This window comes from Streptomyces sp. CG 926, from assembly GCF_003148825.1.
Classification (GTDB): Bacteria; Actinomycetota; Actinomycetes; order Streptomycetales; family Streptomycetaceae; genus Streptomyces.
The window spans coordinates 472,965-485,255 of record NZ_QGGZ01000004.1 but is presented as its reverse complement, the minus strand read 5'-3'; the positions used below and the strand labels follow the sequence as shown (position 1 = coordinate 485,255).

At 72.6% G+C, this 12,291-nt stretch carries 11 protein-coding genes; 4 read left to right on the top strand and 7 right to left on the bottom strand.

Going from position 1 to position 12,291, the window contains the following annotated elements; all coding sequences use genetic code 11:
* Positions 1-30: 30 nt before the first annotated feature.
* Positions 31-810, bottom strand: coding sequence for an NAD(P)H-dependent oxidoreductase (locus BCL76_RS14340; protein WP_109779856.1), 780 nt, complete (start codon positions 808-810; stop codon positions 31-33).
* 138 nt (positions 811-948) lie between these two features.
* Between BCL76_RS14340 and BCL76_RS14335 the strand changes: the two genes are divergently transcribed.
* Complete coding sequence (locus BCL76_RS14335) at positions 949-1,875, top strand: helix-turn-helix transcriptional regulator (RefSeq protein ID WP_109779855.1); 927 nt, start codon at positions 949-951, stop codon at positions 1,873-1,875.
* A 67-nt stretch (positions 1,876-1,942) separates the two neighbouring features.
* Here BCL76_RS14335 and BCL76_RS14330 read toward each other — a convergent pair whose 3' ends face one another.
* From BCL76_RS14330 to BCL76_RS14320, 3 genes are all read right to left on the bottom strand, one after another.
* Positions 1,943-2,683: a ferritin-like domain-containing protein gene (locus BCL76_RS14330; protein ID WP_109779854.1), complete on the bottom strand. Its 741-nt coding sequence runs from the start codon at positions 2,681-2,683 to the stop codon at positions 1,943-1,945.
* Between the two features lie 77 nt (positions 2,684-2,760).
* Complete coding sequence (locus tag BCL76_RS14325) at positions 2,761-3,705, bottom strand: 5'-nucleotidase (RefSeq protein ID WP_109779853.1); 945 nt, start codon at positions 3,703-3,705, stop codon at positions 2,761-2,763.
* A gap of 153 nt (positions 3,706-3,858) precedes the next feature.
* Positions 3,859-5,232: a YhgE/Pip domain-containing protein gene (locus tag BCL76_RS14320; RefSeq protein ID WP_258309647.1), complete on the bottom strand. Its 1,374-nt coding sequence runs from the start codon at positions 5,230-5,232 to the stop codon at positions 3,859-3,861.
* Between the two features lie 133 nt (positions 5,233-5,365).
* On the opposite strand from BCL76_RS14320, the gene BCL76_RS14315 reads away from it, so the two are divergent.
* The 3 genes from BCL76_RS14315 (at position 5,366) to prpB (ending at position 7,568) form a co-directional block, all read left to right on the top strand.
* Positions 5,366-6,073, top strand: coding sequence for a MerR family transcriptional regulator (locus tag BCL76_RS14315; protein ID WP_109779852.1), 708 nt, complete (start codon positions 5,366-5,368; stop codon positions 6,071-6,073).
* A gap of 200 nt (positions 6,074-6,273) precedes the next feature.
* Positions 6,274-6,738, top strand: coding sequence for a hypothetical protein (locus tag BCL76_RS14310; RefSeq protein WP_109779851.1), 465 nt, complete (start codon positions 6,274-6,276; stop codon positions 6,736-6,738).
* Positions 6,663-7,568 (top strand): methylisocitrate lyase, encoded by a 906-nt coding sequence (prpB, locus tag BCL76_RS14305; protein WP_109779850.1) that lies wholly within the window; start codon positions 6,663-6,665, stop codon positions 7,566-7,568. The genes BCL76_RS14310 and prpB overlap by 76 nt, the downstream gene beginning before the upstream one ends.
* 43 nt (positions 7,569-7,611) lie before the next feature.
* Here the strand turns inward: prpB and BCL76_RS14300 are convergent, their stop codons facing one another.
* The 3 genes from BCL76_RS14300 to BCL76_RS14290 form a co-directional block, all read right to left on the bottom strand.
* On the bottom strand, positions 7,612-10,044 hold the full coding sequence (locus tag BCL76_RS14300) for a SpoIIE family protein phosphatase (RefSeq protein WP_109779849.1): 2,433 nt from the start codon (positions 10,042-10,044) through the stop codon (positions 7,612-7,614).
* Between the two features lie 96 nt (positions 10,045-10,140).
* Positions 10,141-11,220 carry a PP2C family protein-serine/threonine phosphatase gene (locus tag BCL76_RS14295; RefSeq protein ID WP_309136835.1) on the bottom strand — a complete coding sequence of 360 codons (1,080 nt, stop codon included), beginning with the start codon at positions 11,218-11,220 and terminating at the stop codon, positions 10,141-10,143.
* A 204-nt stretch (positions 11,221-11,424) separates the two neighbouring features.
* Complete coding sequence (locus BCL76_RS14290; protein ID WP_109779847.1) at positions 11,425-12,222, bottom strand: VOC family protein; 798 nt, start codon at positions 12,220-12,222, stop codon at positions 11,425-11,427.
* Between the last annotated feature and the right edge of the window lie 69 nt (positions 12,223-12,291).

Here is a 12,291-nt window from a genome sequence, read left to right as displayed (position 1 = left end):
GTGCGGGTGCGGGACGGGCGCGGGGCGGGCTCAGCCGCGCCGATGCAGCCCGAAGCCGGTGCGGCCCGCGGGCTCCAGCCCCTCCTTCAGATGCAGGGAGGGGATCTCGTAGTCACCGAAGTTCTGTCGACGGAATCCGATCGGCTCGGTCGACCCGAGCGTGAGGAGACGCCGTTCCCAGGCCTCGGCGGCGTCCGCGTACTCCTCGGCGGTCATCCGGTCGGTGCCGTGGAGCACGAACGGCGGCAGCGGCTCGATGCCCGGGTAGTAGAGGATGCCGTGGTGGATCGGGAACAACAGGTCGTCGATGGGACCGTTGATCCCGCGAGCGGAGTAGTGCGACTCCGGGCCGCCGACGGTCACCGACAGCAGGGCCTTCCGGCCCGCGAGGGTGCCTTCGCCGAAGCGCTCGCCGTACTTCGTGTCGCTGTGCTCGCCGACGCCGTAGGCGAAGCGGTAGGTGAACACCCGGTCCACCCAACCCTTCAGGATCGCGGGCATCGTGTACCACCACAGCGGGAACTGGAAGATGATCGTGTCGGCCCACAGCAGCTTCTCCTGCTCGGCGAGGACGTCCGGAGTGAGCGTGCCGGCCTCGAAGGCCCGCCCTGAATCCGCGGCGACCCTCAGCGGACTCGACGCGTGGGGGCCGTAGTCCGCGCCGTCCACGACCGCCTTCCAGTTCATCGCGTACAGATCGCTCACCCGCACCTCGTGCCCGGCGCCCTCCAAGGTGGACACCGCGAGGTCCTTCAGCGAGCTGTTGAGGGACTTCGGCTCCGGGTGGGCGTGGACGATCAGCGTCTTCATGGGAACTCCTTCGGATCGGATGCCCCGATCCTGGTCGCCACGGCCCCCGTCGTTCAGGGGCGCCGCTTCCGTCGGACCGGACTTCCTGGTACCGACAGGGCCACCCTCGCGGTCCTCGCCGAGGCCATACTGGAGGGCATGGACGATCTTGCGGGCTTCCTACGGACCCGGCGCTCCCGGGTCGACCCGGCGGCCGCCGGTATCCCCACCGACAGGCGCCGCCGGGTGGCAGGGCTGCGCCGCGAGGAGGTCGCGCACCTGTCGGGCGTCAGCGTCGACTACTACGTGCGGCTGGAGCAGTGCCGCGCGACCCAGCCGTCCGAGCAGGTGCTCGACGCGCTCGCCGAAGTCCTCGGCCTCGACGGGACCGAACGCGAGCACCTCTGCCGGCTCGCGCGGCAGCACCGCCGCGGTGCGAAGGCGCCGGGCAAGGGAGCACAGCCGGCCGGAGGCCGGGCGAGGGTCCGGCCGGAGGTGCTGCGCGTCCTCGACCTGGTCGTCGGCGCGCCCGCGCTGATCATGGACCACCGGCTGGACGTGCTCGCCGGGAACCGTCTGGCCGGGCTCCTCTACGGTCGGGCCGTGCCGGGCCTGAACACCGCGCGGCACATCTTCCTGGAGGAGGCGGAGCGCGGCCTGTACGCGGACTGGGAGCAGTGCACCCTCGACGTGGTCGGGCACCTGCGTCTGGCCGCCGGACAGCACCCCGACGACCCCCGCCTGGCCTCGCTCATCGGGGAACTGGCGATGCGCAGTGAGCGGTTCCGCCGCCTCTGGGCCCGCGCGGACGTGCGCGCCCGCACGCATGGACGCAAGGCATTCCGGCACCCGTTGGTGGGACTTCTGGAACTGCACCAGGAGAACTTCGCCCTGCCGGGGGAATCGGGCATGGAGCTGCTGGTGTTGTCCGCGGCCCCGGGCAGCCCCGCCGAGGACGGTCTGCGCCTGCTCGACGGCCTCGGCGCGGGCCGTGGCGCGGACACCGGTGGTGAGCGGGCGTCACCGCGCCGCACCGACCCGGCGGCCATGCCGTTCTCGACCTCCACCGGCACCTCCCCGATGTGACGGCGGGCACCCGGCCGCGGACACCGACGAGGGCGGCCTGGGTGGTCTGGGCGGTCGGCCGTGCAGGTCAGACGTCCGCGCCCACCTCCGCCGGCGCGGGCACCGGCCCGCCCTCCATCGCGCGGGCCATCCACGCGGAGGAGCGCACGGTCCGCGCGACGAAGGCGCCGCGGTCCACCCCGAGGGTGCGCAAGGCCGGACCGTGGTCCACCGCGACCAAGGCGGCGGCGCCGGCCAGGAGTCCGCGCCAGCCGGTCGTCACCGCCCGGCGGGCGGGTCGGGGGAGCCCGGCGAGCCCCTCGCGCAGGCGGAGGCAGTGGAAGGGGACGTGCCGTTCCTCGTCCGCCAGGATCCGGCCCGCGACCTCGGTGGTCAGCGGGTCGGTGGCGCCGTCGCGCAGGGCTCGGTAGTACCCCAGGGCCACCACCTCGGCGATCATCAGCACCAGCAGCTCCACCCGCAGCCCGAGCAGCCGCCGTACCCGGACGAAGGCCGCGTCGCTCCAGTGCCCGTCGAGGGTCTCGGCCCCGCCGGCGGCCAGCAGCAGCTTCAACATGCGCGCGTGGTTCTGTTCCTCGGCGATGAAGAGCCGGACCGCCCGGGAGTAGACCGGATCGCCCGCGAGGTCGGCCTTGGCGGTGAGCGCGGAGCCGTCGCCGTCCTCACCCACCTGGAACTTCTGGATGCTACGGACGATGGCGGCGGGCAGCTGCGCGCCCTTCCCCCAGTCGGGGTCGCCCAGAGCCGCTCGGCGTTCCCGCTCAGCCTCGAACTCGCCCACCCATGCCCCGTACTCACTTTTGACCATGTTCAATAATCTAGTGATTGTTGATCGTGTTCAAAAGCGCTGGAGTGTCATGGCCCCGTAACAGAACAACGCGGACGTCAGGCCGTCGGGGGAGGGGGCGAATTGATCGCACCGAAGGGGATGTGGACGCTCGGGGTGCCCTGGGCGGTGCCGTGGAGATTGGCGACCTGGTCGTCGAAGAAGATGTGCGGGTCGAGGGCCTTCATGACGGCGGCCTTGTCGATGCCGCCGAGGAAGAAGGCGTCGTTGACCCGCAGTCCCCACTTCTTGAGGCTCGCCAGGGCGCGTTCGTGCGAGGGGGCGTCCCGAGCGGTGACCAGGCAGACGCGTAGGCGGGGCCGGTACGCACCATCCGCTCGGCGCCGCGCTTCTTCGAGACGCTGGATGCGGTTGACGCCGGCCAGGAACTCTCGCAGCGGTCCCGGATCGTGCGGGGTGGCGGCATTGCGGACTTCGAAGGCGCGGAACTCGTCGACCCCACCCCGCTGGTAGACCCGCTCGGCCGCGTCGCCCGCCAACACCCCGTCGAAGTCGAAGGCGATCCGCAGTTCGGGATCGCTCTCGTCGTCCACGCGTCCCGTTCTGAGGACGTGTCCCGCGGGCAGCCCGGCCGCGACCGCCTCCCGGATGTCAGGTCCGTCGGCCGACAGGAACAGCGACATGTTGAGCGCAGGCATGAAGGGGTGCGAGGGGCGGCCCTGCCGGAAGACCGCCCGACTGATCGGGAGACCGTACGCCTTGATCGAACGCATCACGCGCATCCCGGTGTCCGGGTCGTTGCGCGAGAGGATGATGACCTCGACCAGGGGGTCGGCCTGATCCGAGAGGTCGTTCAACGACAGCAGACGTCTGACGAACGGGAACGCCACTCCTTTGGCCAGGAGTTCGTCGACATGCGTCTCCTGGTAGGTCCGGTAGGCGTCCTCACCCTGCTCCCGGAACACCGCGTCACCGTCGGTCAGGTCGAACAGGGCGCTGGAAGCGATCCCCACCACCAGGCGATCGGACAGGTCGTACCTCATGGCGCCCCCTGCTGACACATGTGCGACGGCGGGCTGCTCATCACCCTTCGGGATATGTGCCCGAAAACCTCCCCCGATCCACCGCGGTGGCGGACCGCACAAGGAAGCCCCGCCCCTCGCGCATACGAGGGACGGGGCTGTCCGAGCCGAGGGTCAGGCCGTGGCGGGGGTACCGGTCTCGGAGGACGTCGGGGAGCTCGGGGACTGCGGCGACCCGGGGGTCTCGGCGGGGGCCACGGCGCCCGACTCCGCGTCCGGGTGGGGGATGCGGTGCAGCCCCTTGCGGTCGTAGAGGCGGGTGACGGCGAAGCCGAAGACCAGCGCGGCGACGAGGGCTACGCCCATCGAGGCCCAGGCCCGGGTCAGGCCCGCGTCGGCCTGGGCTCCGTAGTAGAGCAGGGAGCGCAGGCCCTCGGTGATCTGGCGCAGCGGCTCGAACTCGGAGAGGGCGCGGAAGAATCCGGGCAGCGCCTGGACGGGCACGGTGGCGCCGGAGGAGGGTACGGCCATCGCGACGAAGACGATGGTGGCCAGCAGCATGCCGGGCGTACCGAAGGCGGCGAACAGGGCCAGGCTTCCGATGCCCACCACCGCGATGGTGGCGACCGAGTAGAGCCACAGCAGACCCAGGTGCGAGGCGTCCATGTCGAGGATGCCGACCGTGGCGACCTCGACCAGGGTGCCCATGACCAGCGACAGGCCGAGCATGAGCGCGATGCCGATGGCCAGGGTGCGCACGCGGCTGGTGTGCTGAACCGGTTCGCGCTTGCGGATGGGGCCGAAGTCGGTGTGCAGGTAGCCGAGCGCGGTGTCGACCTGGGAGTTGACCACGTTGGCGCCGAGCATGCCGCAGACGACCAGGACCAGCGCGTAGTAGAAGGCGCTCAGCCCCATCGCGCTGCGGGCACCGACGGGGTGCCCGTCGGCGACGGTCACGGTCACCGGGTCGGCCAGCTTCAGCTGCGCGGCCGTCGGGAGCGGGGTCTTCTGGGCGCCGGCCTGCTTGAGGAGCTCTTGGCCGAGCTGGGCGGAGGCGGCGTGCGCGGCCTTCTGGGCGGCCTGGGAGGACATGGAGGAGCCGATGCTGCCGGCCGCCTGGTTGGTCAGCACGGTCAGGGTCGGCGGGGCGGCCTGGCCCTGGGCCGCGGGCTGCGGGGCGGTGAGGGCGGCCACCGTGGCGGAGTAGTCGGCGGGTATGACGAGGGCGCCGAAGACCTTGCCCCGGCCCAGCTGCTTGTCGGCCTCCGCGCGGCTGACGACCTGCCAGTCGATGCTCTTGTCGCCCTTCGCGGCCTTCTGGACGCCCGCGACGATCTGCTCGCCCAGGTTGACGTGGCGGCCGTTGACGTCCGCTCCGCCGTCGGTGTTGACCAGGGCCACGGGCAGGTCGCGCAGGTTGCCCTTGGGGTTGACGTTGCCACCCACGTAGAGCAGGGCGAACAGCATGGAGACCACTGCGGCGATGAGTCCCGTCCCGATCCACAGCTGGGGTCGGCGGAGCACGGAGGGGGGCGTGGGGTGAGGCATCGATTCTCCGGTGCGGCTGCGTTCCTAGGGTTGGATACTTATGGTATCCAGTCACTGGATAGTGGCAGTATCTTGCTGTGGTGTCCAATCGCCGATGCCGGATACCGGACCGCATGACCAGCAGGGAAGCCCAATGAAGATCTCGGAGCTCAGCCGGCGGACCGGCGTGCCCGTCGCCAGCATCAAGTACTTCCTGCGGCAGGGACTGCTGCCCGCGGGGCGGGCGACGGCCGCGACCCTGGCCGAGTACGGGGAGGAGCACGCCCAGCGGCTGCGGCTGATCAAGGCGCTGACCACGCTCGGCGGCCTGTCCATCGCCGCGACCCGTGAGGTGCTCGGGGCCGTCGACCAGGCCCACAGCTCCGAGAGCGCCCTCGGAGCGATCAGCTACGCGCTCCCGGTGCCGGTGGCGGCCCAGGGCGCCGCGCGCCAGAAGGCGGAGACCGCTGGGGAGGCGGAGGAGGAGGCGCAGGACGCGGCCGACGTGACCGCCGGTGCCGAGGTGGCCCAGCTCCTCGCGGACCTGGACTGGCAGGCACCCACCACCTCACCGCACGTGCAGGGGCTGACGGTGGCGCTGGAGGAGCTCCGCCGGCTGGACGCCCAGTACGCCCCGGGCGAGCTCGCCGCCTACGCGAAGCTCGCGGAATCCGTGGCCCGGCTGGACCTGGAGCGCGCGGCCGGCCTGGACGACCCGGTGGCTCTGGCCGAGCGGGCCGTCATCGTCTTCGCGATCTGCGCCCCGGTGTTCGAGCTGCTGCGGCGTCTCGCGCAGGAGGACCAGGTCAGGCGCCGGGTCGCCGGCGCCGGCCGGGGCGGGCCCGACGGCCCGCCCGCGTAGCCCGGGCGCCGCCTCACCGGGGACCGTCGCCCGTCACCGTGCGCTGTCGGCCGCCGTCGCGGGCGGCCTTCGGGGCCCACGGTGACCTCCGGGAGAAGGTGTACGGGGCGGATCACCCGGCGTGGAGTCCTCGCACCGGCCCTCCCGGCGGGGAAGACTCGTCCTCGACCACGCCCCCACCGCGCGCCGCGAGGAGCCCCGTGATCGTCCCTCGGGCCCGTGTCCGTCCCGGCGCCGACCGCCTGCCCGGCCCGGAGCGCCCGCCCCGCGCCGACCGCCTGCCCCGCGCCGACTGCCCGCCCCGCGCGGACCGCCTGCCCCGCGCCGACTGCCCGCCCCGCGCGGACCGCCTGCCCCGCGCGGACCGCCTGCCCCGCGCGGACCGCCTGCCCCGCGCGGACCGCCCGCCCCGCGCCGACCGTCCGCGCGCGGAGCGCGTCGCCCCCGCGCACCTCGCCGGAGCCCGCCCGTTCGACCGGTCCGGCTGCGGCGGTACGTTCCGCACGCGGGTCGCGGGCCGGCCGGCGGAGCCGGGCACGGCCGACCTGCTCGCCACCGCCGACGCCCGCCTCCCGAAGGGCCTGTTCCGATGCTCCACACCCGCACCACCCCCGCGTCCCGCCGCCGTTCGTTCCGGGAACAGCTCGCCTCCGGGCGGCTGCTGAGGATCCCGGGCGCGATCAACCCGTACTCGGCCAAGCTCGTCCAGCAGGCGGGTTTCGACGCCGTCTACCTCTCAGGGGCCGTGCTCGCCGCCGATCTGGGCCTGCCCGACATCGGCCTGACCACCTCCACCGAGATCGCCGCCCGCGCCCAGCAGTTCACGCGCGTCACCGACCTGCCCGCCCTCGTGGACGCCGACATCGGCTTCGGCGAGCCGATGAACGCCGCCCGCACCGTCCAGCTCATGGAGGACGCGGGCCTGGCCGGCCTCCACCTGGAGGACCAGGTCAACCCCAAGCGCTGCGGCCACCTCGACGGCAAGAGCGTCGTACCGCGCGAGGAGATGGGCCGCCGGCTCCGCGCCGCCGTCGATGCCCGCCGCGACCCCGACTTCCTCCTCATGGCCCGCACCGACGCCCGCGCCGTCGAAGGCCTCACCGCCGCGATCGACCGCGCCAAGGCCTACGTGGACGCGGGCGCCGACGCGGTGTTTCCCGAAGCCCTCGCGGACGAAGCGGAGTTCGAGGCGTTCCGCAGGGCCCTCGACGTCCCCCTCCTCGCGAACATGACGGAATTCGGCAAGAGCCGCCTCCTCGACGCACGCACCCTGGAGAACCTCGGCTACAACATCGCCCTCTACCCCGTCACCTTCTTCCGCCTCGCCATGGGCGCGGTCGAGGACGGCCTGCGCACCCTTGCCGCCGAGGGCACCCAGGAGTCACTGCTGCCCCGCATGCACACCCGCTCCCGGCTCTACGAGGTGCTCGGCTACGAGGAGTACGCCGCCTTCGACTCGACCGTCGCCGACTTCACCCTCCCGCCCGGCAACTGATCGACCCGCGTCGAAGGCCTCCTGGGCCGTCCACGCCACCGTGTCAGGCGTCGCGGCGCCAGGGGATCTCGGCCCACACCTGCTTGCCGCCGCTGAGCGGCACCGAGCCCCAGGCCGTCGTCACCGCGTCGACGATGAGCAGCCCGCGGCCGCCGGTCGACTCCCAGCTCACCCAGATCGGCTTGACGGGGCTGCGCGGCGACGCGTCGTTCACGGCGATCCGCAGCCGGTCCGCCGACAGGGTCAGATCCATGCCCACCTCGCCCTGCGTGTGGGCGATGGCATTGGTGACCAGCTCGGACACGACCAGCAGGGCTTCGTCGAGCTGATCCACCACTCCCCAGGACCGCAGGGTGCGGGCCGTGAAGCGGCGCGCGTGCAGGACCGCGTTGGGCAGCCGCCACACCGTCCAGTGGCTCCGCCTCGGCCGGTCGCCCTGACCGTCGTAGCGCAGCAACAGCAAGGCCACGTCGTCGTCGCGACGGCCCACGCCGCCGACCAACTCGTCGGCGACCGCTCCGACATCGACCGGGTCGGCCCCCGCGACCACATCGCACACCCGCCGCATGCCCTCCTCCAGCGGCAGTCTCGCCGACTCGACCATGCCGTCCGTCAGCAGGACGAGCAGGGTGCCGGGCAGCAACCCCGCCTCGGTCATGGGGAATTCGGCCTCCGCGAGCACGCCCAGGGGAGGCCCGCCCTCGACCGTCATCTCCTCGGCGACGCCGTCGGGATGGCGCAGGATCGGCGGCAGATGGCCGGCCCGGACGACCCTGGCGATGCCCTCCTCCATGTCCAGATCCACATACCCGCAGGTGGCGAAGAGATCGGTCTCCATGCCGACGAGCAGCCGGTTGGCCCGAGCGACGACCACATCGGGCGGGTGGCCCTCCACCGCGTAGGCCCTGACCGCCGTACGCATCTGGCCCATGATGGTGGCGGCACCCGCGCTGTGCCCCTGTACGTCCCCGATGACGAAGGCCACATGACCGTCACGCAGCGGGATGACGTCGTACCAGTCGCCGCCGACCTCGAGCCCGGCCGTCGCGGGCAGGTAGCGGGCGACCGCGATCCCGCCCGGCAGCTCCGGGAGCTTACGGGGCAGCAGACTGCGCTGGAGCATGGTGGCGAGTTCGTGGCCCGCGTCCAGGGCGTGGGCGCGTACGAGCGCCTGCCCGACCAGACCCGCGGTCGCGGTCAGCAGCGAGCGCTCCTCCGGACCGAACCGGTGCTCCGTGTCCCACCCCACCAGGCACACCCCGACCATCCGGCCGTCGGCGGGCAGCGGCAGCACCGCGAGACCACCGGGTCCGACGCCCAGCAGTCCGGTCTCCAGCTCCGCGCCCGGCGGCCACAGGCTCATATGGCCGCCGCGCAGGGCGCTCTGCAGGGTGGGCAGGTCGCTGAGCGCCACGTCGGGCCACTCCGACCGCCACTCCGAGCGCCAGACCTCGGGCCAGGCGTCGGGCTCCGGGGGATCGAGGGCGGTGACGATGAGCCGCTCCGGCTCCAGTTCGCCGACGGCCACCCGGGAGGCGCCGAGCGGCTCGCGCAGGGCGGCGACCACCAGCCGGCTGACCTCCCGGATGGTCGCCGCTCCCGCCAGGGTCGCCGACAGCCGCTGCACGAGGGAGACCTCGTCGGCGCTGGGGCGCAGATACGTGGCGTCGGCCACCACGCCCAGGACGCGCCGCGGGGTGCCGTCGGAGTCCGCCTCCACGCGGCACCGCAGCCCCAGCCAGCGCAGCTCGCCGTTCGGCCGGCGGATCCGGAAGGCCAGCTGCTGGCCCCCGGCGGCCAGCCGGTTCGGCTCCACGATCGCCATCAGCGCGGGCATGTCGTCTGGGACGGCGCAGGCCAGCACGGTCTCCACCTGCCCGTCGAACTCATCGGGAGGCAGGCCGAGCAGTTCCAGCACGTGCGCGTGGGCCTCCATGCGGCCGGTGCTCAGTTCCAGGATGAACGCGCCGCCCTGGTCGGGCACCAGCGACTGGCCCAGATGGGACTGCGGGGCCTTGCGGCCGGCGAAGCGGGCGGCGACCGATTCGAGTCCGGTGGCCACCTGGTCGGCGTAGAGCTCCAGCAGGCTGCGGTCGTCGGCGCTGAAGCCGTGCTCCCCGGCCTGCCCGGCGACGATCAGGCACCCGAGCTCCATGTCGTCGTACCCCAGGGGCAGGGCGCCCAGCGAGATCCGGGTCGGCGAGTTGGGGGCACTGTTGCGCACCCGGGTGGGGAAGTGGTGGGGGTCCTCCTCGATGAACGTGGCGAGCTCCTTGGGCGCCAGCCACAGCGGGCGGCCGGAGCGGAAGGCGTTGGCGGCGGGCGAATGGCCGGCCACGGCGAGGATCGCCGGCAGCCCGTAGAGGACGCCGCGGTTACCGGTCAGCTCGGCCAGGTGCAGTTCCCTGCCCTGGTCGGCGATCACGTAGACAGCGGCGAGCTCAGCCCCGCAGAACGAGAAGCGATGGCTGGTCACTGTGCATATCACCTCCTCCCGAGGGCATCTCGCCGACCGGCCTCCCTCCATGCTGTCCCGTTCTGTACCGTCGGGGCGAGTCCACGGCCGTGGGTACTATGTCGGGCCTTCGGCCGATGGTGGCTCCTCGTCCCGGTACCGGTCGACGAGGACGACCGCCGCGTCGTCGGCCAGGCGGTTCTCGGTGTGGCGGAGCAACGCCTGGTGCAGGCCCTTCAAGAACGCCTCCCGGGTGTGGTCGCGCATGGTCACCATGGCCTCGGCCAGGTCGAAGAAGGTCTTGTCGCGGTCGCGGGCCTCGATGACACCGTCGGTGTACAGGAGCAGCCGGTCGCCCGGCGCGAACGGAAAGCTGTCCGTCCGTACCGAAGGACCGCTGAGGAATTCCTTCAGGCCGAGCGGCGGCAGGGGCGCGGTGGGCAGCAGGGACCGGACCGTGCCGTCGCGCAGCAGCAGCGGTGGTGGATGGCCCCGGTTGATCACCTCGATGTGCGGGCCTTCCGGGATCTGGGCCACGAGCGCGGTGACGAAGCCCTCCAGCACGGCCTCCGCACCGCCGGCGCCCGAGACGGCGGCATCCCGCAGCAGGGCCGCCTCGCAGCGGTCGACGACCTCCACCAGGTCGTCCTCGTAGTGCACGGCCTCCCGGAACGCGCCCAGCACGATCGCGGCGGCCCGCACGGCGGGCAGCCCCTTGCCCCGGACGTCCCCGACGATCATCCGGACCCCGTACCGGGTCTGGACCACGTCGTACAGGTCGCCGCCGATCCGCGCGCCGGTCTCGGCCGCCAGGTACATGCTGGCCGCCTGTACGGAGCCCAGCCGGTCCGGCACCGGCCGCAGGACGACCTCCTGGGCGGCGGTGGCGATCCGGCGGACCTGGTTGAGCTCGTTCTCCGTGCGGGTGCGCGCGGAGCGGCTCGTCATGAAGCTCGCCACCGAGACCAGGAACAGGGCGAGGAAATTCGTGTAGACCTGCTGGGTTCCCCAGGCTCCGTTGTAGCTGGCGGTGGTCACGCTGACACCGACGGCCACCCCCGCCGCGGCGAGGGTGCCCTTGGGGCCCATCGTCACGGCGGCCAGAGCGGGGGTCGCGACCAACAGGGGGCCGGTGTAGAGGATGTGCAGGGGTGTGAACTCGACGAGGAGCACCAGCAGGGCGATCGCGAAGGGCACGCACTCCGCCAAGACGAAAAGCACCTGGTGGTGGCCGTCCGCTCGCGGTCCAGGAGGCGAGCGCAAGGGCGCTCTCATGACTACAGACTGCCTTGCCCGGGCCCGAGGCCGCCACTCCGGTACACCGTCCCCGGCCACCTCCGGCCGAGGGCCGGGCCGGGGCCGCGGCCCAGGCTCGCCGGCCGCGACCGGTGCGGTCCGGATTCAGCCACGGACCGGCGTGAGGACCACGAAGTCGGCGTTCGCCGGATCGAGGCAGACGGCGAGCCGGCCCACGCCTTCCGCGTCCTCGGGCCCCATCTGTACGCTCCCGCCGTTCTCGGTGACGGTGGCGACCGCGGCATCGCAGTCGGCGACGGCGAAGACCGGATGCCAGTACGGTCGCCCGTGCGCGAGGGACAGGTGCTCCGCGGGGAGCTCCATGAGGCCGCCGTGCATCCGCTCCTCGGGGAGTCCGGCGGGCGTGATCAGGGCGTACGTCCCCCCGCCGCCGGGCAGCGCCATGTCGCCGAACTGCCAGCCGAAGACGCCGCCGTAGAACTCCTTCGCGGCGGCGGCGTCCGTCGTGTACAGCTCGGTCCAGCACAGTGAGCCCGGCGCGTCCACCAGCTCGACTCCCTTGTTCCTGCCCGGCTGCCAGACGGCGAACTGTCCCCCGAGGGGGTCGCTGTACTGCGCCATCCGGCCCCACTCGTCGAGATCCCGGGGGGCCACCCGGACCGTACCGCCCGCGCGTTCCACCGCCTGGGTGGTGGCGTCCGCGTCGGTGACGCTGTGATAGATCATCCAGGCCGGGCGGGCGCCCTCCTCGGTGAGCTTGCCGAGCCCGGCGACGACCTTTCCGTCCTTCCGGAACATCCCGCCTTCCATGTCCTCCCCCTCGCCCATGGACTCGAAGTCCCACCCGAGCACGGCGCCGTAGAAGGCCGCGGCCGCGCGGACGTCGGGCACGCCGAGGTCGAGCCAACAGGGGGAGCCGGGGACGAAGTCAGTGGTGATCATGGGATGCCTTTCGCGGGTCCGGTACCGCCTCAGCCTGGCACCGGACCCAGCCCCTCGCGCGTCGACCGG

Excerpts from the sequence above, each read along its gene's own strand:
- BCL76_RS14340 (WP_109779856.1), bottom strand. The coding sequence starts at position 810 with ATGAAGACGCTGATCGTCCACGCCCACCCGGAGCCGAAGTCCCTCAAC.
- BCL76_RS14335 (WP_109779855.1), top strand. The coding sequence starts at position 949 with ATGGACGATCTTGCGGGCTTCCTACGGACCCGGCGCTCCCGGGTCGAC.
- BCL76_RS14330 (WP_109779854.1), bottom strand. The coding sequence starts at position 2,683 with ATGGTCAAAAGTGAGTACGGGGCATGGGTGGGCGAGTTCGAGGCTGAG.
- BCL76_RS14325 (WP_109779853.1), bottom strand. The coding sequence starts at position 3,705 with ATGAGGTACGACCTGTCCGATCGCCTGGTGGTGGGGATCGCTTCCAGC.
- BCL76_RS14320 (WP_258309647.1), bottom strand. The coding sequence starts at position 5,232 with ATGCCTCACCCCACGCCCCCCTCCGTGCTCCGCCGACCCCAGCTGTGG.
- BCL76_RS14315 (WP_109779852.1), top strand. The coding sequence starts at position 5,366 with ATGAAGATCTCGGAGCTCAGCCGGCGGACCGGCGTGCCCGTCGCCAGC.
- prpB (WP_109779850.1), top strand. The coding sequence starts at position 6,663 with ATGCTCCACACCCGCACCACCCCCGCGTCCCGCCGCCGTTCGTTCCGG.
- BCL76_RS14290 (WP_109779847.1), bottom strand. The coding sequence starts at position 12,222 with ATGATCACCACTGACTTCGTCCCCGGCTCCCCCTGTTGGCTCGACCTC.